The 24,376-nt window shown below is 64.8% G+C and carries 27 protein-coding genes; 11 read left to right on the top strand and 16 right to left on the bottom strand.

Going from position 1 to position 24,376, the window contains the following annotated elements; all coding sequences use genetic code 11:
- Nucleotides 1-167 precede the first annotated feature (167 nt).
- The 3 genes from CH302_RS28850 to CH302_RS28840 all read right to left on the bottom strand — a co-directional run bounded on the left by CH302_RS28850 (nt 168) and on the right by CH302_RS28840 (nt 2,387).
- A complete protein-coding gene (locus CH302_RS28850; protein WP_094610770.1) occupies nt 168-824 on the bottom strand; it encodes a DUF305 domain-containing protein in 657 nt (218 codons plus the stop codon).
- A gap of 91 nt (nt 825-915) precedes the next feature.
- On the bottom strand, nt 916-1,338 hold the full coding sequence (locus tag CH302_RS30940) for a DUF6153 family protein (RefSeq protein ID WP_369597548.1): 423 nt from the start codon (nt 1,336-1,338) through the stop codon (nt 916-918).
- Between the two features lie 101 nt (nt 1,339-1,439).
- Nucleotides 1,440-2,387 carry an NlpC/P60 family protein gene (locus CH302_RS28840; RefSeq protein WP_176460804.1) on the bottom strand — a complete coding sequence of 316 codons (948 nt, stop codon included), beginning with the start codon at nt 2,385-2,387 and terminating at the stop codon, nt 1,440-1,442.
- A 401-nt stretch (nt 2,388-2,788) separates the two neighbouring features.
- Here CH302_RS28840 and CH302_RS28835 point away from each other — a divergent pair, with 401 nt between their 5' ends.
- A complete protein-coding gene (locus tag CH302_RS28835) occupies nt 2,789-3,292 on the top strand; it encodes a hypothetical protein (RefSeq protein ID WP_176458352.1) in 504 nt (167 codons plus the stop codon).
- A gap of 16 nt (nt 3,293-3,308) precedes the next feature.
- On the opposite strand, the gene CH302_RS28830 is transcribed toward CH302_RS28835, so the two are convergent.
- The 6 genes from CH302_RS28830 to CH302_RS28810 form a co-directional block, all read right to left on the bottom strand.
- Nucleotides 3,309-4,037, bottom strand: a complete 729-nt coding sequence (locus CH302_RS28830) for a TVP38/TMEM64 family protein (RefSeq protein WP_094610816.1) — start codon at nt 4,035-4,037, stop codon at nt 3,309-3,311.
- A gap of 86 nt (nt 4,038-4,123) precedes the next feature.
- Nucleotides 4,124-4,462: a metal-sensitive transcriptional regulator gene (locus tag CH302_RS28825; RefSeq protein WP_032375786.1), complete on the bottom strand. Its 339-nt coding sequence runs from the start codon at nt 4,460-4,462 to the stop codon at nt 4,124-4,126.
- A gap of 23 nt (nt 4,463-4,485) precedes the next feature.
- The gene (locus CH302_RS30400) at nt 4,486-4,653 is read right to left on the bottom strand and encodes a hypothetical protein (protein ID WP_155288777.1); all 168 of its coding nucleotides are present in this window, start codon (nt 4,651-4,653) and stop codon (nt 4,486-4,488) included.
- 108 nt (nt 4,654-4,761) lie between these two features.
- Nucleotides 4,762-7,026 carry a heavy metal translocating P-type ATPase gene (locus tag CH302_RS28820; protein ID WP_094610773.1) on the bottom strand — a complete coding sequence of 755 codons (2,265 nt, stop codon included), beginning with the start codon at nt 7,024-7,026 and terminating at the stop codon, nt 4,762-4,764.
- On the bottom strand, nt 7,023-7,259 hold the full coding sequence (locus CH302_RS28815; protein ID WP_094610774.1) for a hypothetical protein: 237 nt from the start codon (nt 7,257-7,259) through the stop codon (nt 7,023-7,025). Before CH302_RS28815 ends, CH302_RS28820 begins: the two co-directional genes overlap by 4 nt.
- 32 nt (nt 7,260-7,291) lie before the next feature.
- Nucleotides 7,292-7,495 (bottom strand): heavy-metal-associated domain-containing protein, encoded by a 204-nt coding sequence (locus tag CH302_RS28810; protein WP_094610775.1) that lies wholly within the window; start codon nt 7,493-7,495, stop codon nt 7,292-7,294.
- Nucleotides 7,496-7,643: 148 nt separating this feature from the next.
- Here CH302_RS28810 and CH302_RS28805 point away from each other — a divergent pair, with 148 nt between their 5' ends.
- From CH302_RS28805 to CH302_RS28795, 3 genes are all read left to right on the top strand, one after another.
- A complete protein-coding gene (locus CH302_RS28805; RefSeq protein WP_094610776.1) occupies nt 7,644-7,904 on the top strand; it encodes a hypothetical protein in 261 nt (86 codons plus the stop codon).
- Between the two features lie 156 nt (nt 7,905-8,060).
- Nucleotides 8,061-8,510, top strand: a complete 450-nt coding sequence (locus CH302_RS28800; protein WP_094610777.1) for a hypothetical protein — start codon at nt 8,061-8,063, stop codon at nt 8,508-8,510.
- Between the two features lie 169 nt (nt 8,511-8,679).
- Nucleotides 8,680-9,372: a DUF4396 domain-containing protein gene (locus CH302_RS28795; RefSeq protein ID WP_176458353.1), complete on the top strand. Its 693-nt coding sequence runs from the start codon at nt 8,680-8,682 to the stop codon at nt 9,370-9,372.
- A gap of 147 nt (nt 9,373-9,519) precedes the next feature.
- On the opposite strand, the gene CH302_RS28790 is transcribed toward CH302_RS28795, so the two are convergent.
- The 4 genes from CH302_RS28790 to CH302_RS28775 all read right to left on the bottom strand — a co-directional run bounded on the left by CH302_RS28790 (nt 9,520) and on the right by CH302_RS28775 (nt 12,756).
- Nucleotides 9,520-10,809 (bottom strand): MFS transporter, encoded by a 1,290-nt coding sequence (locus CH302_RS28790; RefSeq protein ID WP_094610779.1) that lies wholly within the window; start codon nt 10,807-10,809, stop codon nt 9,520-9,522.
- Entirely contained in the window at nt 10,806-11,981 is a 1,176-nt protein-coding gene (locus tag CH302_RS28785) for a PLP-dependent cysteine synthase family protein (protein ID WP_441347082.1), read from the bottom strand. The genes CH302_RS28790 and CH302_RS28785 overlap by 4 nt, the downstream gene beginning before the upstream one ends.
- A 108-nt stretch (nt 11,982-12,089) precedes the next feature.
- A complete protein-coding gene (locus CH302_RS28780) occupies nt 12,090-12,509 on the bottom strand; it encodes a hypothetical protein (protein WP_255139215.1) in 420 nt (139 codons plus the stop codon).
- 46 nt (nt 12,510-12,555) lie between these two features.
- Entirely contained in the window at nt 12,556-12,756 is a 201-nt protein-coding gene (locus CH302_RS28775; RefSeq protein ID WP_141215894.1) for a hypothetical protein, read from the bottom strand.
- Between the two features lie 232 nt (nt 12,757-12,988).
- Here CH302_RS28775 and lnt point away from each other — a divergent pair, with 232 nt between their 5' ends.
- Both lnt and CH302_RS28765 read left to right on the top strand, forming a co-directional pair.
- Nucleotides 12,989-14,587, top strand: a complete 1,599-nt coding sequence (lnt, locus tag CH302_RS28770; protein ID WP_094610781.1) for an apolipoprotein N-acyltransferase — start codon at nt 12,989-12,991, stop codon at nt 14,585-14,587.
- A gap of 163 nt (nt 14,588-14,750) precedes the next feature.
- The gene (locus CH302_RS28765; protein ID WP_255139213.1) at nt 14,751-15,536 is read left to right on the top strand and encodes a M23 family metallopeptidase; all 786 of its coding nucleotides are present in this window, start codon (nt 14,751-14,753) and stop codon (nt 15,534-15,536) included.
- Nucleotides 15,537-15,741: 205 nt separating this feature from the next.
- Here the strand turns inward: CH302_RS28765 and CH302_RS30800 are convergent, their stop codons facing one another.
- The gene (locus CH302_RS30800; RefSeq protein ID WP_255139211.1) at nt 15,742-16,911 is read right to left on the bottom strand and encodes a peptidoglycan DD-metalloendopeptidase family protein; all 1,170 of its coding nucleotides are present in this window, start codon (nt 16,909-16,911) and stop codon (nt 15,742-15,744) included.
- Between the two features lie 496 nt (nt 16,912-17,407).
- Here CH302_RS30800 and CH302_RS28755 point away from each other — a divergent pair, with 496 nt between their 5' ends.
- The 4 genes from CH302_RS28755 to CH302_RS28740 all read left to right on the top strand — a co-directional run bounded on the left by CH302_RS28755 (nt 17,408) and on the right by CH302_RS28740 (nt 21,029).
- The gene (locus CH302_RS28755; protein ID WP_080733473.1) at nt 17,408-17,995 is read left to right on the top strand and encodes a TlpA family protein disulfide reductase; all 588 of its coding nucleotides are present in this window, start codon (nt 17,408-17,410) and stop codon (nt 17,993-17,995) included.
- A gap of 97 nt (nt 17,996-18,092) precedes the next feature.
- Nucleotides 18,093-19,592 carry a multicopper oxidase family protein gene (locus CH302_RS28750; RefSeq protein ID WP_094610819.1) on the top strand — a complete coding sequence of 500 codons (1,500 nt, stop codon included), beginning with the start codon at nt 18,093-18,095 and terminating at the stop codon, nt 19,590-19,592.
- 121 nt (nt 19,593-19,713) lie between these two features.
- Nucleotides 19,714-20,070 carry a BlaI/MecI/CopY family transcriptional regulator gene (locus CH302_RS28745; protein WP_094610783.1) on the top strand — a complete coding sequence of 119 codons (357 nt, stop codon included), beginning with the start codon at nt 19,714-19,716 and terminating at the stop codon, nt 20,068-20,070.
- Entirely contained in the window at nt 20,067-21,029 is a 963-nt protein-coding gene (locus CH302_RS28740) for a M56 family metallopeptidase (RefSeq protein WP_094610784.1), read from the top strand. Before CH302_RS28745 ends, CH302_RS28740 begins: the two co-directional genes overlap by 4 nt.
- 668 nt (nt 21,030-21,697) lie before the next feature.
- Here the strand turns inward: CH302_RS28740 and CH302_RS28730 are convergent.
- A complete protein-coding gene (locus tag CH302_RS28730; RefSeq protein ID WP_230593572.1) occupies nt 21,698-22,195 on the bottom strand; it encodes a rhodanese-like domain-containing protein in 498 nt (165 codons plus the stop codon).
- On the bottom strand, nt 22,192-23,487 hold the full coding sequence (locus CH302_RS28725; RefSeq protein WP_230593573.1) for a prolipoprotein diacylglyceryl transferase family protein: 1,296 nt from the start codon (nt 23,485-23,487) through the stop codon (nt 22,192-22,194). Before CH302_RS28725 ends, CH302_RS28730 begins: the two co-directional genes overlap by 4 nt.
- 296 nt (nt 23,488-23,783) lie before the next feature.
- Between CH302_RS28725 and CH302_RS28720 the strand changes: the two genes are divergently transcribed.
- Nucleotides 23,784-24,035 (top strand): hypothetical protein, encoded by a 252-nt coding sequence (locus tag CH302_RS28720; protein WP_032401334.1) that lies wholly within the window; start codon nt 23,784-23,786, stop codon nt 24,033-24,035.
- The last annotated feature ends 341 nt before the right edge of the window (nt 24,036-24,376 follow it).

Genomic DNA, 24,376 nt, shown 5'->3' with positions numbered 1-24,376 from the left:
TGTCCCAAGGACCCCGCAGGCGGGTGCATCAGCAGGGGAGGGCATGTTTCCGGGGCCGTGTTGATCGGTGTGGCAGCTCGACGGGTCAGGGTCCTTCGAAACCGAAGGGCGGGGCTCGGTATCGGCCGAGCCCCGCCCTTCGAGTTGATAGTTCCCAGCGTTGAGAGTTACTGGGCGAGCAGGCTTTCCATTGTGGAGATTTCGCTCTGCTGCGCATCGATGATTGTGGAGGCAAGCTCCTTGGCATCAGCATTGGAGCCGTCGGCCAACTCGACCTGAGCCATCTCGATTGCCCCCTTGTGGTGCTCGATCATCATGGTGAGCCACATGGAGTCGAACTCCGCTCCGTTGGCGGCCGCCAACATGTCCATGTCTTCCTGGCTCATCATGCCGGTCATGCCGCCGCTCCCCATGTCCATTCCGCCCATGTCCATTCCGCCCATGTCGGCGGATGCTGCGGGCTGTCCCCATGCGGTGAGCAGAGCATTCATCTGCTCCATCTCCGGTGCTTGAGCTGCTTCGATGGCCTGGGCCAGCTCGATGACCTGAGCATTCTCGGTTCGGCCGTCGACAAGTGAGGCCATCTCCACCGCTTGTGCATGGTGGGGGTACATCCCTTCGACGAACGTGACATCGGCATCGTTGAATTCGGCCGATGCTTCGGCGGAATTCTGAGAGGACGACGAGGCCGGTGTATCGCTGCTCGACATGCCGGGCATGTTCATTTCGCCGTCGTTACTGCTGCAGCCAGCGAGAATTGCGGCGGCGACAGCGGAAGCCGCCGTTATCGCGATCGTGAAGCGGGTAGGTCGATTCGAACGCATAACAAACTCCTGAAATTATGGTGGGGTGGTTCGGATCGACAGGCGCACTGACCCGTCGATATCTGTGTCTCACACAACGGTGAGTCACCTGTCAGATCCGAAGCACAGACAACTCGGAGAGAGTGAAAATGGTCCAGGGCGGCGGGTGCCCGGTTCGATGACGAACTGCTGTCAGTCGCGCAGCGTGGACGAGAGAACCGGCGAAGCCCACAACGATTGCCCGTAAGACGGCCAACGCCGCGACAGCACCGATGATAGCCAGACACAGATGCATGACCGAGCTGTGATCGCCACAGCCGTTCCCGCAGTGTGCTGCGGAACCACTCTCCGATGCTGTCGCAGATGATGCTCCCGAATGCTCGTCGACGGCAGGTGGAGCGCTCACCGCCGAGGTCATCGAGTGTTCGCCGATACCCGTCGCCGTTGCGAACGACATCGGCGCAGAATGCATGAGAAGGACCCCGAACAGCACTACCGAAGCGCAAACAGCACCTAGGAGCCACTTCTGGTTCATAGGTTCCGTGGCTGAAGTCCTCACCGGTTCGATCTTACCGGTCCGCCACACGGGGCATCCGGCCTCCTCGCGGTCGCGGCGTCCGGACCGTGGACATCGAATCAGGTGGCGATGGGCCGGTTGATTGCCGTCACTTCATCCCAGGGAACGGGCGCGACTTTGACGACGTCGCCGCCGGTGGGGGCGTTGACGTATTTCCCGTCGCCGATGTAGATCCCGATGTGTCCGATCGGTGAGTAGAGAGAGATGAAGTCACCCGGTTGCACTGATTCGCGGGAGACAGGTGTGCCCGCTCGTGCTTGGTCTGCGGCCACGCGTGGAACGGTCAGTCCCAGTTGTTTGTAGGCGAAGTAGATCAGTCCGGAGCAATCGAAGGACCCCGGCCCGGTAGCTCCCCAGGAATAGGGTTTGCCGAGTTGGTCGAGGGCGATGCGCATCGCCTCCGCTGATGTTCCACTCGCAGCCGAGACGGCGGCGGGTAGCTCGGAAGGATTCGTGGTGCCGGGGCTGACGATGGCAGCTCGATCCGCATCGGTGAGGGCGGCGAATCGGTCGGTGATTTTGGCGATCTGATCGGCCAGGTCGGTCTGGCGTTGCTCGAGGTCGCGTTGTGTACGTGCGGCGTCCGCCTCGGCTACCGCAGCGGACGCCTGTGCTTGCCGGGCTTGTTCGAGCTGGTCTCGCGCTTCGTCGTCGATCTGTGTCGAGTCGGCGAGTGCAGCGGCTCGATCGGCGAGGATCCGGTCCAACAACACCATCTGATCGAGTAGTTGCTGTGGGCTGTCCGCGACCAGAACGGCCCCGAGAGGGGATTGCGGTACACCTTTGTACGCGGCGTCGACAGCTGTGGCCAGTGCTCGACGGTTGGCAGATGCGGCCACTTCGGCTTCCCGAGCCGCCGCCGAGGTCTCGTGGGCGAATCGAACTGCGGTACTCAGTTCGCCGCGGCGACGATCGAGGGTGTCCTGCGCGGCGTACATGCTCTCGGTGAGAGTGAAGGCGGTCGCATTGAGTTCAGCGAGTTGTCGTACGGCTTCGGATGCGTTCACCGGGGGTGCAGCAGGGTCCGCCGAAGCTGGAGCATTTGCCGAAAATGCCGCGGCAACAACGATGATCGAGGCGATCAGGGTAGCGCGGACACGCCGCGTCGGGCCTGAAAAAGAATGCACAGAAGAAATCCTCTGGGGTCGGTGTGGGTTCCCTGCGTCACCAGCGAAGGAAACGGAGCGCGGCGAGAGCCGCATGGGACTGTGTCCGGCCTCGCCGGTCACCATTGTCGGGTATCGGCAGTCGTAGACGGTTCCTCACGGTCGACTGAGGCTCGCGTCGACGCTCGACGCCTGTGCCGTATGGGCGGCGAGTCGGCGTCGATTGACGCCGACTCACCGCACCTGCAAACTACTATCATTCATAGTAGATGGTGGGGTGGTATCCGCTGACCGGGAGAGGGATGACGACTGTGACGATGCGTGACTGGCCGGCGCGCCGTTGGGTGGCCGCGTTACTGGGCGCGACGGTGGCCGCGCTGGTCGTGGCGATCCCCACCGGGATCATCCACACTGCGTTCTACGTTCGAATGACCCCGGTGTTGTGGTGGAACTATCCGGTGTGGATTGCCACCGCAGTTCTCAGTGGCCTCATTCTTGCGACATACGTGAGCACTGGGCTGGCGTCGTCGGTTTCTTCCCGTGTAGGGGTCAGTGCGAATGCGTTGTCGTTGTTGGCGGTCGGATGTCCGATATGCAACAAACTGGTAGTGGTGGCGGTCGGGGTGAGCGGTGCTCTGGATCTATGGGCACCCGTGCAGCCCGTGATCGGAGTGATGTCGGTGGGGGTGATGGTGTGGGCTCTTCGACTGCGAATCCACGGGGAACGCGCGTGCCCTACTTCTCGCGTAGGTCAGGAGTTCGGCAACTCCGCTGGCTTTGGCGGTGCAGGCGCAGCAAAATTGTAGGATTTCTCGCCACGTCCTATCCGCGGTCCGGCAGCAACAGACGACGAAGGCGACCGCTTCTCGATGCACCATCTGCGGTGTTGGGCTGTGCCTGCGACACCGGCAGGCGGGCGTCGGCCAGCAATCCTGCCACCCCGGCGGCCACGCAGACCGACGTCACCACTATCAATGCCGGACTCGTTCGCCCGGTCAAAGCGTCCCCGAACAGCACCGCGGCGATCGTACCGGGCAGAATCCCCACGACAGTGGCCGTCGTGTAGGGCAGCAGGCGCACCGCGGAGAGTCCGGAGCAGTAGTTGACCAGGGCGAACGGTGCCGGGGCAATGAGCCGCAAGGACCCGACGGCCAGCCACCCCCGCCGAGCCAACCGGGCATCGATGGACTTGACCGCAGGATTCGTCAGCCGCTCCTGCACCGCGGTGCGCCCGAGCGCGCGCACCAGCAGCAACGCCAGCACAGCGCTGACAGTTGTGGCGGCGATCGTGACGGCGACCCCGGTGGCGGGACCGAACAACAGTCCGGCGCTGAGGGTGAACACCGTGCGCGGTACCGGGGCAATCGTCAACACCGCCTGGGTCAGAAAGAACACCACCACGAACGACGGGCCCATCGACTCCGCCCACTCGCGCACCACAATGATCGACGGGCGGGGTACGAGGGCGGCAGCCACTGCCAGTATTGCCAGCGCTGCCACGGTGGCGAGGACTCGGCGATCGCGCAGAATCGCCGATACGGTTTCGGTCATGACGGTCTCTGCCTGCGCCGCCTCGCCGAGGTTTCCGACAAGCACGCGGGAGTGGACGGCGAGGAATGGCTTCGCACTGCCGGTGCTCAGGAGCGGACGAGCCGTGAGATCGCGTCGGTGGCCTCTTTGATCTTCGCGTCGGCTTGGGGACCGCCGGCGATGGCGGCGTCGACCACGCAGTGGCTGATGTGAGCCTCGAGCAGGCCCATGGCCACCGCCTGCAAGGCTTTGGTCATCGCCGAGACCTGGGTGAGGATGTCGATGCAGTACTTGTCTTCCTCGACCATGCGCTGCAGTCCTCGGGCCTGGCCTTCGATGCGCTTGAGGCGTTTGAGGTAGGCGTCCTTTTCGGTGATGTAGCCATGCGCGGCGTGATCATGGCCGTCGGTCTCGGCGGGTGCCTGCGCGGCCGCGGGAGTGGCCATGGTGTCCTCCTGGAATCCGAGTGTCATGCCGAGCATCCTCGATTATGCCCGCCCGGGGTATGGCGCGAGAGGGTCGGTCCGTCGAGTCGTCGCTGGGCCGCCGCCGCAGCGCACATCACCGCGCAGCGGGCCACCGCTCGGGTCGCCGGGTGCCGGGTGATCTGCACCAAGGTCGTTGTCACGAAGGACATGGCCCTCTCCTTTCGTAGGCTGCATCGGGGTTGTAGCGGTGGGGTGGGGTGGCGCGCCTGCATGCCACGCCCACCCCAGCCTTTTGGGTGCTTGTTCTACCCGCGCGGTTATCCGGTGAGGGACTTGAACCGGCGCAACCGCAAGCTGTTGCTGACCACGAACACCGACGAGAACGCCATCGCTGCACCGGCCAGCATCGGATTGAGCAGCCCGGCCGCAGCCAAGGGGAGGGCAGCCACGTTGTAGGCGAACGCCCAGAACAAGTTGCCCTTGATGGTGCCCAACGTTCGGCGGGACAGGCGGATAGCATCCGCTGCTGCGCGCAGATCACCGCGCACCAACGTCAGATCGCTGGCTTCGATCGCAACGTCGGTACCGGTGCCCATCGCCAGACCGAGGTCGGCCTGCGCCAACGCGGCGGCGTCGTTCACGCCGTCGCCGACCATCGCCACTACCTTGCCCTGCTCCTGCAGCCTTTTGACGACGTCCACCTTGTCTGCGGGCAGCACCTCCGCGATCACTTCGTGGATGCCGACCTGGTCGGCGATGGCACGCGCGGCGGCTGCGTTGTCGCCGGTGAGCATGATCGGCGTCAAACCCAGGCCCCGCAGCTGCTCGATCGCCTCGGCGGAGGTGGGTTTGACCGCGTCGGCGACGACCAGTACTCCGCGAGCCCGACCGTCCCAACCGACTGCGACGGCGGTCTTGCCCTCGGATTCGGCTGCACGCATCGCACTTGCGAGTTCGTCCGGCAGCTGCTGCGCCCGGTCGGCGAGGAGGCGGGCCCGTCCGACGATCATTGCGTGGTCGTCGACTATGCCCTGCACCCCGAGGCCTTCGATATTTATAAACTGCTCCACCGGTGGCAGGGCTCCGACCTTCTCGCGGGCACCTTTGGCGATGGCCTGGGCGATGGGGTGCTCGGACGAATCTTCGAGTGCACCGGCCAGGCGCAGCACCTGCGCGGTGTCCTCGCCGTCGGCGGTGATCACGTCGAGCAGAGTCATCTTGCCGGTGGTGACGGTGCCGGTCTTGTCGAGTACCACGGTGTCGACACGGCGGGTCGATTCGAGCACTTCGGGACCCTTGATCAGGATGCCGAGCTGAGCGCCGCGGCCGGTGCCGACCATCAGCGCGGTCGGGGTGGCCAGGCCGAGGGCACACGGGCAGGCGATGATCAGGACGGCGACGGCTGCGGTGAACGCGGCCGCGATCCCACCGCCGGTGCCGATCCAGAAGCCGAGTGTCGCCGCGGCAAGGGCGATCACGATCGGGACGAAGACTCCGGAGATCTTGTCGGCCAGACGCTGAGCTTGGGCTTTACCGGTCTGAGCGTCTTCGACGAGTTTCGCCATCTGTGCGAGCTGGGTGTCCGAGCCGATGCGGGTCGCCCGGACCACGATTCGGCCACCGACGTTGACCGTCGCGCCGACGACCAGATCATCGGGTCCTACCTCGACGGGCACGGATTCGCCGGTCAACATCGAATTGTCGACCGCGGAAGAGCCGTCGGCGACCACGCCGTCGGTGGCGATCTTCTCCCCGGGGCGGACGACGAACTCGTCACCGACGATGAGTTGATCGGTGGGGATGCGCTGTTCGACACCCTCGCGCAGGACGGAGACTTCCTTGGCACCGAGCTCGAGCAGGGCACGCAGGGCGGCACCGGCGCGTCGCTTGGAGCGTGCTTCGAAGTAGCGGCCGGCGAGGATGAAGGTGGTGACTCCGGCTGCGGCCTCGAGGTAGATGTTGCCGGCCCCGTCGGAGCGGGAGATGGTCAGCTCGAACGGGTGTGTCATGCCGGCCGTTCCGGCGGTGCCCCAGAACAGGGCATACAACGACCACCCCAGTGCTGCGATGGTGCCCATCGAGATCAGGGTGTCCATCGTTGAGGTGGCGTGCCGCAGATTGGTGAAGGCGGCCTTGTGGAACGGCCATGCCCCCCACACCACCACGGGTGCGGCGAGGGTCAAGGAAAGCCACTGCCAGTTGGTGAACTGCAGTGCCGGAACCATGGCCATCGCGATCACCGGCACGCTGAGCACCAGCGATATGAGCAGGCGTTGGCGCAGCGAGGCGGTGGGGTCGATCTCGGCTGGCCCGGCCGCGTCGGGGTCGGTGGAGGAGGCGGCGGGCGCGGGGACCGTGGCGGTGTAACCGGCTTGTTCGACGGTGGCCACGAGATCCTCGGTCGAGACATCACCGACGTAGTCGACGCGTGCCTTTTCGGTGGCGTAGTTCACCGTCGCGGTGACACCGTCGAGCTTGTTGAGCTTTTTCTCGATCCTGTTCGCGCAGGAGGCGCAGGTCATACCACCGATGTCGAGTTCGACCCGGCCGTCGGCGGTGGGGTGATGCGTGACGGGATTCATCGTTGCTCCTCTCGGGACGTGATGGTGTGTCCGTGTCCGTGCCCGGCGGGCATCGGCTCCGAGGCGGCGGGCACGCCCGCAGTGGACGCCGGGGCGGCGTCGTGAGTCGAGGTGTCGTGTGTGTCGGGTGGTGCGGCACCTTCGGGGCTGAAGGCGTCCCCGGCCCCGAAGGCGAGCCCGAAGACCGCGGCCAGGGCGATGGTGAATCCGACGAACTTCGATGATGCGTTCATCGTGCGAATCTCCTGTCCGGGTCTGGTGTCGATCAGGAGGCGAGCTGGTAGCCGGCCTCGTCGACTGCGTGGGCGATGGCCGTCTGCTCGATCGTGGTGTCCGAGTCGATATCGACTCGGCCGCTCGCGAGGTCGACATTCACGGCGGTCACACCGGGGATGCCGCTGATCTCCTCGCGGACCGAGGAGACGCAGTGCCCGCAGGTCATTCCGGTGACGGTGACGGTGGTGTTCATCGATGCCCTTCTTTCTTCGATTCGGAATGTGATCGAGGTCGTCGCGACCCACCTATAGATTTACCATACCCCCCTACGGTATGCAATGAGATGTGCCGCACCGGTGCTACGGCATGACCCTGGGCACTGACCGGAACACCGCCCTCGGATGCGGGAGCGGCACCCAGAATCGAACGTCGCACCAGAGCCTGCGTCGGCGGGCGTCCTCGACTCCGGCTACTACGAACGCGGATTGCGCGCGCGCAGAGACGCCCACGATCTTCTCGATGATGTCGCTTCCGTCCTTGCCGACGTCGAATCTCGTGCGGACAGAGTGTCGAAGGATCTTCTCGAGATCCTCGAATCGGAGACAGGCGGTGCGTCGACCGCGTCGTCATCGAGCAACCAGCAGCTTCCGCGGCGGTTCTAGCTCGACGAAAAAGAATGCGCGGTAGCCGACGGGCACATGACGAGCATCGAGGACACCCCTGCGGCGGTACACCGTCGCCAGGAATGCGCATCCCCGACCTACGACGCCCAGTAGTACCCATCGGTGTAGCAGGGCCGGTAGCGCTACCCTCGACAGATGTCGGTGTCGACCAGCCTCACGCGGCGGGTGCTCGTGCTGTTGGTCGTCGTGGTCGTCACCGTGTGTGCACTGGCCTCCCAACGCTCACTGGGAACGTCGGCGGCCGCCGACACCGTGGCGGCCACTCCTGTGGAGATGCGCCAGATGGGCTCGACCGATGCGGTACTCACCCGGCCGACGGTCATGGACACCGAAGCGCGAACGGTTACCGGCGAGGTCCACGGGGGCATGGACTGCGGCGGGATCGTCGGTGGCTCCGCGCACGCGTGCGTGGAGGCGGTGACGGCACTCGGTGCGTCGACGGCTCTTGCCCTCGGGGTGCGCATGGATGGTAAGTACCAGCAGAGGGGGCGGCACCCCACGCGTGGGCACCTTGTGTCGTATGAGTGGAGTTCGCCGCCGTGGACAGTGCTGTCGTTGGCGAAGCTCTCGGTGAGCAGGGTCTGACAGGTCGCTCGGGACACAATCCTGAGCCCCTGTCCTTCGGTGGGCTCGCGCCGCACGGATGGCCGTTTCGGTCGCTGTCATGCGGGCCCCGTGCACCACTCATCGCTCCATCACCCCGACTACTCCGCGCGCAGTGGCGGGGCCTCCCCTCCCGACGAAAAGGCACAGCATGAACATGGACATGACGATGGGCTCGACCCTGCCCACCTGGTTGACCCCACTGGCGTGGGTAGTGGTTACCTTCGCCCTCATCTCGTCGGCGGTGATAGCCGACGATATCTACCGCCGTGGGCACCGCCACCGCACCGTCGCCACCGAGGTGGTGTGGATCGGCTCCGGCCTCTATCTCGGCCCCTTCGCCCTGCTCGCCTACCGCCGTCACGGCCGCAGCAGCGTCACCCCCGTTTCGAGTACGACCGTGCAGGCCTCGCCCCATGGTGTCGCCTCAGGACTGCCGGGAGGTACAGCCTCTGCCGCCGCGCACCTCATCGGGGTGCCGCTGGTGATCGCCTCCGGACTCACCATCGCCGGCATAGACCTCTGGGTGATGATCATCGTCATCGCGATATTGGCCACGATCATGCTCTTCGTATACGAGCGCTCGGCCATCACACCGGTAGTCGGTACGCAGGCAATCCATCGGCGTTCTGTCGTGGCTGCGCTCGGCGTCGCCGCGTTGACCGTCCTGGCTTTCGACCTCGGGATGGGTGGCTGGATGCTGCTGCTGCACTACACCGAGACCATGCCACCGGCCACCGACGCTGCGTTCTGGATGCTCATGCAAATCGGTATCGTCCTCGGGGTGGTCACGGGTTACCCCGTCGTCCGTCGCCTCCAACGTCACCGCAGTACCCCCGACTGAGGCGTGGGTGGCCCGCATTCGTGTGAATGCGGGCCGCCGGTCGGTCGATAGTCGTGAACGGTGCCGCGTCGACACCTTCGTGTTCGGCAATCATCGTCGAGGTCTTGGGTGTGGGCAATGCAGGCCATTTCTCGGCGTGCACTGCCGCTAGCTGGTGGCCGGTACCTCGCCGCTTTCGGTCACCGTGGTCTCGGTGGGGGGTGGGGTGAGCCGGTCGGATCGATCGAGCGCATAGAGAGCGGCCACAGATGCCGCCCCGACCAGGGTCAGTATCGCCCAGATCAGTGCACCCAGATGCGCGTCGCTGAGAAGCCCGAAGACGGCACCGGTGCCCAGATTACCGAGCAAGATGCCGACCCCGACGATGGTGTTGTAGAACCCGTAATGGGTGGCCACGAGCTTCCCGCCCGACAGGGTCACCACCGTGTCCATCTCGAACGGAAACACCGCGGCGGTGCCGACCGCCAGCAGTGCGGCGGTGAGCACCAGGGCGCCGGCGGCGGCCCACCCGCCCAGCGCGGCCGGGCTCGGCAGCACGATCAGCGGGAGGAACGCCAGCGCCATGATTGCCATACCGACCACCACGCTTCGCCCCGAACCCCACCTGCGGGACAACCAGGACGTGATCCGGAACTGCCCGGCGATCGCGACCACGCCGGAGACCACGAACAACGAGGTCACCAGAGCGGTGTCGGACCTGCCGTCACCGACTACTACCGCCGCCTGCAGCGGCAGCGCAAGATAGATCTGGAACGAAAGCACGTAGGACCCGATCATCGCCAGCGCGAACAGCACGAAAGGCCGGTTGGCCATCACCACCCGCCAGTCCTCGAGTACCGATGTCTTGGCGACGGCCGTTTCGGCCCGGTGCGCGGGGAGCGTCCAGATCTGCACGATCGTCAGAACAGCAAAAATCGCGGCCGCGGCCAGTGAGGTGACTCGGAAGTCGAGGGTGGTCAGAGCGAGACCGATCAACGGGCCCAGCAGAATCCCGGCCTGATAGAACACGTTGAACACCGCGAACGCCTCGACCCGCCGTGGCCCTGCGTCGGCGGCCAGGTACGCCCGTACGGCCGGGTTGAACAGCGCACCGGCGAACCCGGTCGCGGCCGAGGCGAGCAGGATCGCCGGCAGCGATTCCGCGGCCGCGAGCAGTACGAAACCGGCGACCCGCAGCAGGCAGCCGGCGATGATCAAGGGTTTGTATCCGAGGCGGTCGGCGAGGGTGCCGCCGAGCAGGAACATCCCTTGCTGGGAGAAGTTGCGCATACCCAGCACCAGCCCGACCGCCCACGCCGCCAGGCCCAGGGGACCGGCCAGATACCCGGCCAGGTACGGCATCAGCATGTAGAAACCGACGTTGATGGAGAACTGGTTGACCATCAACACCTGGCTGGGCCGGTCGAAGCTACGGAACTGAGTCAGAAGGGTTTTCATCGAACGCTTTCGGTGGGATCGACGACGGTGGGATCGACGACGGTGGGATCGACGACGGTGGGATCGACGACGGTGGGATCGACGACGGTGGCGCACCGCGTCCACGACGTCACGGTCTCATCGGTGGGGTGGGCGATGGTCGTCGGCTCGGTCGGCGGGTCAACGTCGAGCAGGCCATGTTCGGTGCAGTAGTCGTCGTTGTAGATGGTGTCGAAGTAGCGCTGCGGTCCGTCGGGGAAGACCGCCGCGACCCGGGTCTCCGGCGGGCTGGTGCGAGCGATCCAGCCGGCCGCGAGGGCCACGGCCCCGACGCTCCAGCCGCCGCTGGCGTGGTGCGTCGCCGCCAGGGTGCGGCACGACCACACCGCTTCGTGCGGGGCCACCCAGTGCACCTCGTCGAAGGCGGGATAGTCGATATTGTCGGGATAGATGCTCGAACCCAGTCCGCGCATGAGCCGAGCGCTTGCGGGTTGCCCGAAGATCGTCGATCCGATGGTGTCGACACCGACCAGTTTCAGGTCGGGGCAGAACTGCCGGAGCACCCGGGCCACCCCGGCGGAGTGCCCTCCGGTACCCACCGAGCAGACCAAGGTGTCGACGCGTCCGAGCTGGGCGATGAGTTCGTGAGCGAGCGACTCGTACGCCTCGACGTTGTCCGGGTTGGTGTACTGATCCGGGCACCACGACCCTGGATGTGCGTCGAGGAGCTCACGGACCTTCTCACGCCGGGCCTGCTGCCAGCCGCCGTCGGGGTGCGGTGTGGTGACCAGTTCGACGCGGGCGCCGTACGCGGCGAGCATCCGGTGCACGATCGGTTCCAGTCCCGGGTCGGCGACGAGGGTGACGGGGTGGTGATGGGTGATCCCGGCCAGGGCCAGACCCAGGCCGAGGGTTCCGCTGGTGGATTCGATGATCATCGCGCCGGGAGCGAGGTCGCCGCGGGCCTTGGCTTTTTCGACCATGTGCAGCGCGGGGCGGTCTTTCATCCCACCGGGATTGCTGCCTTCGAGTTTCGCCCAGAAGCCGCGGCCGGAGTCCGCGAACGGTTCACCGATCCACAGAACGGGCGTGTTGCCGACCATTGTGCTCGGTTCCGGGCAGTTCTTGGCGGTCGCCAACATGTGGCCGGCGGAGGACGGTGGCACGAGTGTGGAGCGAACAGCACTGTTCATGATGAGTAGTCCCTGTATGTGATCTGCGAGGAGCGCAGTAAGTGAGTGATGGGCAGCACGAACTGGGCCATGAGAGGAGAAGTCCTCGGATGGCCCGCGGGCTGCTGATCAGCACCTGTTGATACAGAGTTCGTTCAAGACGGTTCGGCCGTGCCGGATCGGAATGGGTAGATCCGGTGGGGCTCGCGAAATGCGCGGGGCAGACATCGCCACCAACACCACAGCGAAGGCCATCGCTGCGACCGCGGCGATGGTCGATGGGCGGGGCGGGTTGTCGGATCGGGGCATTGCGATGACGGTGTTCGTATCGTGCGCCATGTGGGGCGATCCGTCGTCGATGTGCGCGTGGTTGGGGGAGAGTTCCGCGGCGGCCTGAGACGAGGACGAAACGATGTGTACGCCGTCGCTGTGATGGTCCTGTTCCCAGGCGATGCCGCATTGAGCGATGGTGTGAGCCAACGAATACAGGACAGCGGCGACTGCGATAACCGTCCGCAGGCGCGGCGGGCCCAGCGCAGAGATTCTCACAACGCCACGACGGTAGCAGCCGGAAACTGGGTTGGCCCAAACCCATTCAGGGTGCCCCTGATGTGGCGCCGCCGAATCGGGCGGTCACACCGCCCGCCCGCAGGCACCACATGTTTCTGGTCACGTCGAACACGGCCAGGGCGATCGGGGCGGTGATCATGATGGCCGCCAGAGCAGATGCACCCGCATATGTCGGCGTGCTGCGGCGCGGTAGAAGCCAGTCTCCATCCCGGGGTCCAGCACGCATCTTGTGAGCCGAGGGTGGTCCGTGCACCGGTCGATGCCCGGCCACGAAGGGCACAGCGAAAGTGCGCGGTCGATATTCCGGGCATGGCCCGGGGTATGCATCGACGTCGCAGAGCCGCGGTGTCGGCGGGGGAGCCGGTCCGGGCTCACCGCTGTTACTACTATCGTGCATAGTAGCAACCGAGGGTGGTCAGGTGGCGCTATGCCGTACACGAGAAAAGAGCCATGCAGGCATGCTCGAGATCGACTCCGCTGCAACAACAGTGAACCGTCACCGACGAACCCGGCGTCGCCGTGTGTTCACCGCGATAGCAGGCAGGTCATCGTGTGCGGTATCTGCTGGTGTGCTGTTGTACGCGGGCTTCCCACCTCGGTCACTGTGGTTCCTCGCGCCGTTGGGTGTCGGGGTTCTTGTTCTCGTCATCCGCGGCCGTTCCATCCGGGCGGCGTTCTTCTACGGGTATCTGTCGGGATTGGCGTTCTTTCTGCCTCTGCTGCCCTGGGTGGGTGTCTACGTCGGTGCCCCGCCGTGGCTGGCGCTCGCGGCGATCCAAGCGATAGCAGTGGCACTGTTCTCCGCTGCAGCGGCCGCAGTGTCCGGGTTGCGCTTCGAACCGCTGTGGATCGCCGCGATCTGGACCGCCACCGAAGGTCTGCGCGCACGGATTCCGTTCGGGGGATTTCCGTGGGGGAAACTAGCTTTCGCCCAAGCAGACGGCCCTCTGCTCTCGCTTGCCGCGTTCGCCGGTGCGCCCGGTGTATCTTTTGCAGTCGCAGTGATCGGCGCGGCACTGGCCAGTGTGGTCCGCCAGGTACGCCCGCCGACGCCGCGATTCGCAGTCGGGTCGGTGGCCACTGTGGTGATCGTGCCGGCTCTGGCTTTCGCGCTCACTCCCGCTGACGATGCAGGCGCAGCGCGTGCGACGGTCGCCGTTGTTCAAGGCAACGTTCCGCGGTCGGGTCTGGACTTCAACTCGCAACGTCGAGCAGTTCTCGACAATCACATCGAGCGAACAATGCAGCTCGGGGACGACATCACCGCCGGCAGGGTGCCCGCTCCCGACCTGGTGATCTGGCCGGAGAATGCATCCGATATCGACCCACTGCGCAACGCCGACGCCACTGCCGGGATCGACGCTGCAGCGCGGTCGGTCGGGGTGCCGATTCTGGTCGGAGCTGTGCTCGGTAACGACGACGGCACCTCGATGAATACCTCGATCGTGTGGGATCCGGTACTCGGACCGGGGGAGCGGCACGACAAACGCAGACTTGTTCCTTTCGGAGAGTATCTCCCGATGCGATCTGTGATGACGAGGTTGTCCTCCTACGCCTCGCAGGCCGGTAACTTCGTTCCCGGCTCGGGCGACGGTGTCGTCGACCTCGCCGGAATCCCGACGGCCGTCGCCACCTGTTACGAGGTCGCATTCGACGAGCTGGTCACCGACTCCGTGCGGTCGGGAGCGCAACTGATCACGGTCCCCACCAACAATGCGACGTTCGGGCGCACCGATATGACCTACCAGCAGTTGGCGATGTCGCGGCTGCGGGCGGTCGAGCACAACAGGACTGTTCTCGTTGCGGCGACCAGTGGGGTCAGTGCCGTCATCGACCCACAGGGGAAGGTCGCAGATCGTTCGGGCTTGTTCACTGCGCAGACGTTGGTGGCTGATGTTGCGCTGGAAACGGAATCGACGTGGGCGACAAGGCTGGGAGTGCTTCCGGAGTACGCCGCGGTCGTTCTTGCTGTCGTGGGGTGTGCTCTGGCGTGGAGAAGGCAGCGGTCGCCGGCCGATGGTCTCCGACCGTCGACGTCCGGTGCTACCGCGCCGTGAGGTACGAAACCACTGCGGGGGACATCGAACTACTAACCATGATAGTAATTACCCCACTCGTCGTGTATCTTTTCGTTATCGCGTCGTGATCCGTTCGATACATCAGTGAGGTGCGCACGTCGATGATTACGCCTCGCTCCATTCGATTACCGAGGACTCTGCTGTGGCACAACACCGTATGACCCGCATGACCGACCGACGTCGACAGTTGTCGGACTGTGACGTGCCGGGAGTGGCGGTGACGCCGAGAGGGCGGCATCGCGCTCGATCGCGCGCCACCGAGCGCCGCGGCAGCGTCGCTGTCGGTATTGCGGTGGCGGCGGGTGCCCTGGTCACGGCGGGTGCCCAATATGCGAGTCCCGCCCAGGCGCAGGCAGTCCCCGTGCACGAAGCGACACCGATGCAGGACCCGGTGGCCGAATACTTGCCTCAGATCCTCGCCATACCGGAGATCTCCAATATCAACGATGCGATCGAGCAGTTGGCGAAGGGGCAACGAAGGGCAGAGGAGAGCGCTGCGCGTGATGCAGCGGCGCTGCGACCACTGTTCGTTCGTCCGGTCGCCGGGACCCTGACCTCGGATTTCGGTCCACGATGGGGGACTACGCACACCGGACTCGACATCGCCAACGCCATCGGAACTCCCGTCTACGCGGCAGCGGAGGGCACGGTGCTCGATTCCGGCCCCGCGGACGGTTTCGGCCTCTGGGTACGTCTTCAGCATGACGATGGAACGACAACGGTCTACGGGCACATCGACCAAACCTTGGTGACCGTGGGGCAACGAGTGCAAGCCGGTGAGCAGATCGCCACTGTCGGCAATCGCGGCCAATCGACCGGACCTCACCTGCATTTCGAGGTCGTCGACGCGGCGGGGAGCAAGGTCGATCCCCAGGAGTGGCTCGCCTCTCGGGGTGTCGCGCTGTCCGACGCGGCCGTTCGGTCGTAGTAGGCCCCCGCTTCACCTCTCGGGCTCGCAGTAGGTACGGCGAACTTACCGGAATGCGGGCGATCGCACTGCGCGCCCGCCGAACATGTCGAGGCACTTAGCGTTCAGGTCCGATGGTGAAAACGAGACCACTGAGACGCATCCGAAGCCGGTGCAACAGTGCGGAATTCGTTCCCATCGGCGGGCCGGTGCGGTCGATCCTGGGCTACGAGTCACGATCGGAACCGGTGATGGTGGCTCCGCGTTCCGCGAGCCAAAGTCTGGGGTCGACCTTGTTGCCGGCGGGTGTGTCGACCTCGAAGTGCAGATGTGGACCGTTGGAGACACCCCGGTTTCCTACCGTCGCAATTTCTTCGCCCGCCGCGACGCGTTGACCTACGGTCACGAGGTTGTCGTTGTTGTGCCCGTAGGTCGTTACGGTGCCGTCATCGTGGCGTATGCGCACCCAGAGTCCGAAGCCCTGGGCCGGTCCTGCGCTGATCACGTCGCCGTCCGCGACGGCGACGATCGGTGTACCGGTGGAGTTGGCGATGTCGATGCCTTGATGGGCGCGGCCGTCGCCGAAGGTCGAGGTCAACGTTCCTGTTGTCGGCGCACGATACTTTCCGGTGCTCGACCCTGTTGTGTCGGTGGGGGATTGCGGGGCGGCCGACGAATGATCGCCCGTCTCGGGTGTCGTGGTTTCGGGTGTCGTTGTTTCAGATGACGTGCCGGGTGCCGACGTTTCGGGCACAGTGGCGTCGGGTTCGAGCGCGGGCAGTTCGGGCGTCGATGGGTCGGCGGCCGACTCGGGGTCCTGGGTGTCCTGGGTGCCTTGGGCGGTCGGTTGTTCGGTCGAGGGCTCGGCGTTCGACCTGCCGGGTGGGACCGCCGCATGTGCGCGCGACGAGGTGTGCGGGGTGGCCGGATCGTGGGGAGTCTCGGCGGCCGCGAGTGTGGATGCAAGTGTGGCGACGTCCATCGACGACACCAGTCGGGGGAGAACTGTGGGGTCGATGTCGTCGATCGGCGCGAGACAGGGGATCAGTCGCGAAAGGGCTCCCGTTGGTCCGTCAGCTGTATCGGTGGCTCCGATCGTGCCCACGAGGCAGGAGACGATGCGGCTCTGTGGGCCGGCCAGGTCGTCGAGAGCACCGTTGGCGCGAATCTCGCGTAGTGCGCCGACGACGAGATCGAGGACCTCCTGTTGGACGTGCGGGTCCGATTGGGCCTGCGCGGGGAAGGCAGGCGGCGGCGCAGCCGGATCGGCGTCCGGGGCTGCAGACGCCGTGGGTGCCAGCGCGAGGATGCCTCCCACGAACGCGGTACCGACGAGGATGCGAGTACCCCACCGAGTTCGGTGCGCCATGTACGAGGACGAGGGCAGAGGTCTCATGTCGGTGGTCCTCCTGGACGGCAACTGCATACCTGGCAGTAATTCAGGTCGCCTTCGAGTCAAGGCGACACGCCGCATCACTATTACACCCTTTCCGCACAAGCACCATCAGTCACAGTGAATTACATCGGTAACATTCGCACCCTGCGACCCATTTCGATCGTCGGGTTGTTTCTCGGGAGCCGAAGTTCATGTACGTAATATCTTCTGCGCCAGAAGGACTCGGCGTCGCTGGACGGCCTTCATCGTGCGCCTCGATGGGGACGGTCGTCTTCGGCGAACGGCCGGAGAGCTGTGTGCTGGCACTGTGAGGCCCGAGGGTGAAGGGGCCGCGAAAGCGTTGACGGCGTGCAGGATCCACGTTGCTACTATCGAAGATAGTAGATCGTGTAGTATGACGCTGACAGACCGGAAGACATCGTCGAGGTGAACGAGACAGAGGTGCAGGGTGCAGCGGGTGACGACACGCTGGTCCCTACTTGCGATCATCGTCATCGTGACAGTTGTTGGAGCGCTGGCATTGTGGTCTCGAGATCCCTCGACCCAGTCGGTGGGGTCCGCAGGATCGGCACCTCACGTCGAGGACGAGGATCTCCCGTCGGCAGTGATCGCTACCCGTGCTGCCCTCGAGCCGTGCCCGACCTCGTCGCCGGTTCCGTCCCCCGTAACTGGCGAGCTCGTCGGTACGTCCGCACGATGCTTGGGAACGTCGGACTTATCCGATCTGGGGACCTCCCTGGCTGGGCAACCCACATTGCTCAATGTCTGGGCGTCGTGGTGCGGTCCGTGTAGACAGGAGATTCCGGTTCTGGCCCAGTACGCCGCAGAACCGGATGCGGTTCGGGTCGTCGGTCTCAACGTCCAAGACGATGCCGATGCGGCATTGAGCCTGCTCACCGAGCTGGGAGTGCACTATCCCTCGTTCGATCAGGCCGACGCGGCGTTGCAGACACTTGACGCGCCCCCTGTCCTGCCCCTGAGTTTCTTGGTCCAGAGCGATGGAACGATCGAGCGCATCACCTCGACGCCGGTGTTCTACGACCCGAGTCAGGTGCGGGAGGCGGTAACAGCGCTTGTGCGCTGATCTCAGCACGAGCACGAGCACGAGCACCAGCACCAGCAACGCGGCGAGGATCGAACGCCCGCCGGCGGACGGACTTCTACAGAATTGGGAGATGTGTATGACCGGGCAGCGGGCAGGTGCGTTCTCGCTCACGCGCCGCAACTTTCTCGCGCTGAGCGCGGCCGGAACGAGTGCCGTCGTGTTGGGGGCATGCGGCAATGGCTCGTCCGCAACAGCAGTCGTCGGACCGGACTCCGATGTGGTGGGACAGGCCGAGGACGCGCGCCGCTCGGCTACCGGCAGACAAGTCGATATTTCCTTGAGTGCTCAGCCCAGCACGGTCGACCTCGGCGGAGTGCAGGTACAGACCTGGACTTTCGGCGACAGACTCCCCGGTGCCGAGATTCGCCTGAGCCGAGGTGATGTGTTGCGCGCACAGCTCGACAACCGCCTCGAGCAGGAGACGACGATCCATTGGCACGGAATCGCCTTGCGCAACGACATGGACGGAGTGCCGGGCCTGACTCAGCCGGCTGTGGCTTCCGGTGACTCGTTCGGCTACGACTTCACCGTGCCCGACGCGGGCACGTACTTCTTTCACCCTCACGTCGGTACCCAACTCGACAGAGGACTGTATGCACCGCTGATCGTCGAGGACCCCGCCGACGGCTCGGACTACGACCTCGAAGCCGTCCTGGTCCTCGACGACTGGCTCGACGGGGTAGCCGGCGACCCCGATCGAGAACTCGAACGGCTGCGCAGCGAGGGCATGTCGATGGGCGGCATGTCGATGAGCGCGCCCACCGCCCAGTCGCCTCTCGGTGGCGACACCGGCGACGTGAGCTACCCGTACTACCTGATCAATGGCAAGATCGGGGCCGATCCCATCGTGCTCGGCGGACGGCCGGGCCAGCGGCTGCGCCTGCGCATCATCAACGCAGCTGCCGACACGGCCTTCCGTTTCGCAGTGGGGGGGCATCCTCTCACTGTTACTCACAGCGACGGATTTCCGGTTCAGCCCGAGCAGGCGCAATGCTTGTTGATAGGGATGGGAGAGCGTTACGACGCAATCATCACCTTGCAGGACGGGGCGTTTCCGATTGTCGCCGCCGCGGAAGGTAAGGACGGGAGCGGGTTCGCTGTGTTGCGTACCGGGCCAGGCGCCGCGCCGCAGTCCTCAGTCCGGCCTGCCGAACTCTCTGCAGCCCCGGTGATGGCTGATCGACTGAGGTCGCTCGATACGGTCCGCTTGTCCGCACGCGAGCCGGATCGCACGTACGACATCGCTCTCGGGATGGAGATGGGCGGGTACACCTGGACGCTCAACGGTGAGACGTACGAGCAGCACACCCCCCTCGACGTTCGCGAAGGCGAAAGAGTACGACTTCGCTTCGTCAACGCCACCACGATGTTTCATCCCATGCATCTGCACGGACACACCTTCGAGGTTGTCAACGGTGCCGGATCAGGCCCCCGGAAGGACACCTCGCTGGTCTTGCCGAACCAAACTGTCGAAGTCGACTTCGACACCGACAATCCCGGCCAGTGGCTTCTGCACTGCCACAACCTCTATCACGGGGAAGCGGGAATGATGACATCGGTGTCCTACCTGGCGTGAGCCTACGGCCGCATTCGTATTCGAGGCATGCAAACCTCTCGGACCAGGGTGCTCGCTACCGAAGGATCACGTAGCTGGCTCGTTCGACGGGATAGAGTGAACACGCGCCTAGGAGGCACTCATGCAGGGTTTGGGAGAGCTCGAAGCTCTGGTGATGGACGTGGTGTGGAATACCAGCGCCGCAGTCCGGGTTCGTGATGTCATCGATCAACTCGAGGACGGTCGAGAACCGGCGTACACCACGATTCAGACGGTGCTCGACAATTTGCACCGTAAAGGCTGGGTACACCGACAACGCAACGGACGGGCATATTGGTACGAAGCCACCCGAAGCAGGGAAGAAGCCGCCTCCGACGCCTTGCGAATACTTCTCGAATCGACCGGCGACCCGACGAGCGTGCTGCTGCACTTCGCCCGCGGCGCTTCCGATGACGAATCGAAGGTGCTCACCCGCGGTCTGAAAGAGCGTAAGAGGTGACTGCCGTACTCCTGTGGGCCCTCGGTGGGCTGTTGGTTGCGGCTGCCGCGCCATTGCTGATGAGGTCGATGATCGACAGAGGTATCGATGCGCACGTCACGCTCTTGACGTGGTCGGCGCTCGTTGTGGGCACCTTGGTCAGCATTGCGGTACCGGTCGTGCTCAGTGCGATCCCCAGTCATGGGGGCGTGACGACCCTGGTCGACATCGCACACCAATGCTGGCTCGCCCTTCAGGGCGACATACCTGCCCGCGTCGAGGCCATCGTCGGGGTTGTCGGGATTGCGATGTTGGGCTGCGGCGCAGTCCGCTGGATCATTCACCTGAGGCGCGCAGTGTGTGAGCGACGGCGAGTGTACGAGCGGCACATCGATCTGCTGCGCATCATCGCTGGAGGCGTCGGGTTTTCCGGTTCGAATCAACCCGCGTCGACCTTGTGGCTTCCGTTGGACAGTCCTCTCGCGTACAGCGTCGCGGGACGACCGGCGATGGTCGTGGCCAGCGAGGGGCTGCGTACGCAGTTGACGCCTGCTGAAGTCGAGGCGGTCCTCGCACACGAACGTGCACACATCGATGGCCGGCATCATCTGCTCGTAGGCATTGCCGAGTCGGTGGCCTATGCGTTTCCGTGGCTACCGATCATGCGAGCGTCACCTTCGCTCGTGCGCGCTCTGGTCGAACTCGACGCGGACGCCCGCGCAGCCCGCTCGCACGGACGAGACCCCGTGCGGCGCGCTCTGACTTCGCTGCGCCCGCACCCTGTTCCTCTGCCCGCCCTCGGTATGGTTTCCGATGCCACCGTTGTGCGGCTCGATCGTCTCGCCGTGGACCGAGTGATCCCGCATGCTCCCCTCCGGTGGGCGCGGGCGTTCGTAGCGTGCACCGCCGTTGCCCTGCCTGCGTTACCAGTAGTGGCCCTGCTGGGGGCCATGACGTTGGCATCCTGCGCGGTGGGATGAAATGCCCCGCGCGGCACTACAGATCACGGGAGCGAGTCCGCAATACTCGCCCCTCGGCTTTCGGGTGCGGGAAGCGATCATCATGAGACCGACGAGCGCGAGGACCATCGCCATCGGATAGCCGACCGCGAGATCCTGCCATCCGGCGCTCGGAAGAAACCGAAGCTGCCCGAGATGAATTACGACGTGGGTCGCACCGATCACGACACCCGCCATCAGGACCACCCAACCCCGACCTTGACGGCGGCGCTCACGCTTGTACGCCTCGGTGTAGAGCGCCCGCGTCCTCCGGCGGCCGCCGTCTCGTTTTTGGCCTGTCATCGCGCGCCTGCACGTCCACACGCTATTGCTCGTGAGCGAGTTGGCCGACGGAGCCGAAGCACCGCCGAGAAGGCATTCCGCAAGCGGCGGCATCCCTGCGCTGGTAGCGCTGAGCGGGACAGCATGCGCGAGAGGTTCTGATTCGGCGGTACGGGGAGGGGGCCCGTTCGACTCCGTTGCGCCCGGTGGCAAACCGATATCGACTACTTCCCGGCAGCAGCGGGAACCATCGGCGAATTGTCCGGTCCCGACCTGGTGAACCCCGAACAAGACGATCTCGGCATCCGATTTCATCGGACACGTTCTGGTGATCAACCTCCGGGGTCGGCACTGCGGAAGGTGATTGATCATTCTTCGATGGTTCGTCCGGTGTGTCGCCACGCGAGCATGCCGCCTTGTAGTTCGACGACATCGGTATAGCCGAGAGCGGCCAGGTCTTTCGCCGCGGTGGCGCTCATTGTCCCGGTACGGCAGTAGATCGCCAGCGGTGTGGTCCGGTCGGGCGGCAACGTCGCGGCCTGTTGTCGGATCTGGTCGAAGGGAAGACTCGAATCGGTTCCAGGGAGCTGGCCCTCGTTGGGGGTATGGACGTTGATCGTGACTCGGCCGGGATCGGCAATCGCGGCGGCGAAGTCAGCGGGATCGAGCAGTTCTGCCCGCGTAGCGACGGGCATCGACGCACTGGGCTCAGTGGCCTCGCCGCCGGTACATCCAGCGAGTGCAAGGACGAGGACAGTCAGTATCGATGCCGGACTACGGAGCGTCGATCGGGACACCGAATGCGGTGCCATCGCATCGAGGTGATCACCGAAAGGCACACGCATAAAAATACGTTCGGTGATCACGAGAGCACCTGCGACGCTGCGAGGACGCCGATGAGGACCGCGCAGCAGATGAGCGAGACAGTGAGTCGGCCTCGACGAGTGTGCGCGTCCACTCGAAACAGAAACAGGCCTTGCCGGACCAATGTGTATGCGGCAATACTCCCCAGGAAGACCAGCCCTCCGACGGGAAGGTCGACCTGAAGTACCGCGGCGAGCGCAACTCCCGCGATCAACAGGGCTGCAGCGGCCTCGTAGAGCTGAACCGGAATCCTCCTCGTCGCCAGGGTGCGATCGGACGAAAACAGGCCCCACCGAGATCGAGTCGGACGCCCCGAACAGCAGCCCGCCAAGAAGCATCCCGGACGACCGATCGCCATGCCGAGAAACAATCCCGGGGTGGTTGCATCCAGGACTGCGCCGACGTCCATACCCCCGAGTGCTCCGCCGATGACCAAGGTGCCGAGCGAAACGAGGAGGAAGCCTTGTATGCACGCTCCTGCGCGGATGAAAGTAGATATCGGTCGACGGTGCAAGATCAAGTACCAAACCTTGGCACCGATATATCCCAGAATGCAACTCAGAGCTGAAATTGCAACAGCAGCAGCAACATTGGCATCCATGCGTGAGAGCAGGAATCCCTGAACAATCAATGCAACCACCGCTCCCGCGGCTACCAACGCCGGCCAACTCCACACCCGCACAGCGGGACCGTATGTCAGTAGCGCAGTGCGCGCGGTGAGCACAGAGTTCTGCTGCCGTTCGCTACTGTCTGCGCCCCCGTCGATGCGTCGCGCACTCACCTCCCACTCCCCGCTGGCAATGCCCTGAATACGGGTGGTCGCGGCGAACCGGCCTCCAGCGGCTGGACGTGATTTCACGACCAGAGTCCGATCGAAACCGACCTTCTCGGTCGATGCATGGCCCTCGACTTCCACCCGCGATCCAGTGAAGCGAATCGCCACGTCGTGGCTGGGCTCGGCATCGGCCCCGCCGACACCCCAGTACGTCACCGCAAGCCCCAGCGGCTCGACCTGGGAAATCTCATCGGTACAACTGGTGGCTGGTGAGCGCTTGGGTGCGTAACTCTGCGGTGCGGGCGCAACAGCTTCAGGCGTGCGGGCACGTGGGCGCTCCGGCGGCGCTGCAGTATCGATCGTCGGATCTGCGGCCTGGGCCGACGCTCGCGGTGGGGTAGTGGAGGCCGGCGCGAAAGCCCGGGCGACAGTGGGATGGAGTGCACCGCTGCCGGGCGAGTGGCCCCTGCTTCGAAGATAATCGGCGGCGGCGACGCTGACCGCAGAATGTGGGGCCACCGCTGAGAGGGGATGCCTTGGCTGGGGCTCAGTACGTATGGCACCGGGGTGGGGAGCCGGTGGGCCGCCCCCGGATCGTGTCGCCGTGGTTCGTCGTTTGTGCGCTTTCGATCGCGACTTGCTGGATTTCTTTCCCACAGGTTGCCTCCATCATCGCCTGTCCGGGCGACGGCGTCTCGACAGCAGTCAACTACTATGCTCGATAGTAGCTGAACTACTAAGCGTTATAGTAGGAGCTGCGGGATGACCACACTCCGCAGGTCAGCAGGTGGCTGGTGCGAGAGTGAGGAGCAGCAATGATGAATATGGGCACCATGAGTGGCGGATGGACGATGATGGCAGGAATGGCCGCGTTCTGGCTGGTCGTGATCGCTCTGTTGATCTGGGGTGCGGTTCGGCTGATGTCCGCTCGCCCGCAATCGGGGGAGGACGCGCAGGAAATCCTCGATCGTAGATTCGCGGCCGGGGAGATAGATCGAGATTTCTATCGCGCAGCGGTCGCAGAATTGGCGACCGCTGCGCTGCGCAAGCGTGCCGACACTCGGTAAAGAGCAACTGCGGTGTGACGGGCAGGCATTTTCACCGCATGTGACCGAGTTTGCGGACTGGATATGTCGGTGCGCGCCGGCTGGCCGGTAGGGCAGGGCTCGCCCGGGGCCGGTGAGCGGCAACTGTCGGCGCGTTCGAAGGCGCACCGAAACGATCAGATCGAAAGTGGAACCGAACGTGAGTGATACACCCATCTACGACTTACTCAACGCTACATCGGCGTCGCCGCAGCCCCATGGTGAACGAGACAGTATCGCTCCACCGTCCGATCTGCGGCGTCAGCGATCGACCGAACGAGCAGTTCCGCGATCTTCGAGAGTCGACACGCGGGCTCGCCATG

Source organism: Rhodococcus sp. 15-2388-1-1a (assembly GCF_002259145.1).
GTDB lineage: Bacteria > Actinomycetota > Actinomycetes > Mycobacteriales > Mycobacteriaceae > Rhodococcoides.
Note: the sequence above shows the minus strand (reverse complement) of the source record. Positions and strands in the feature narration are given on the sequence as shown.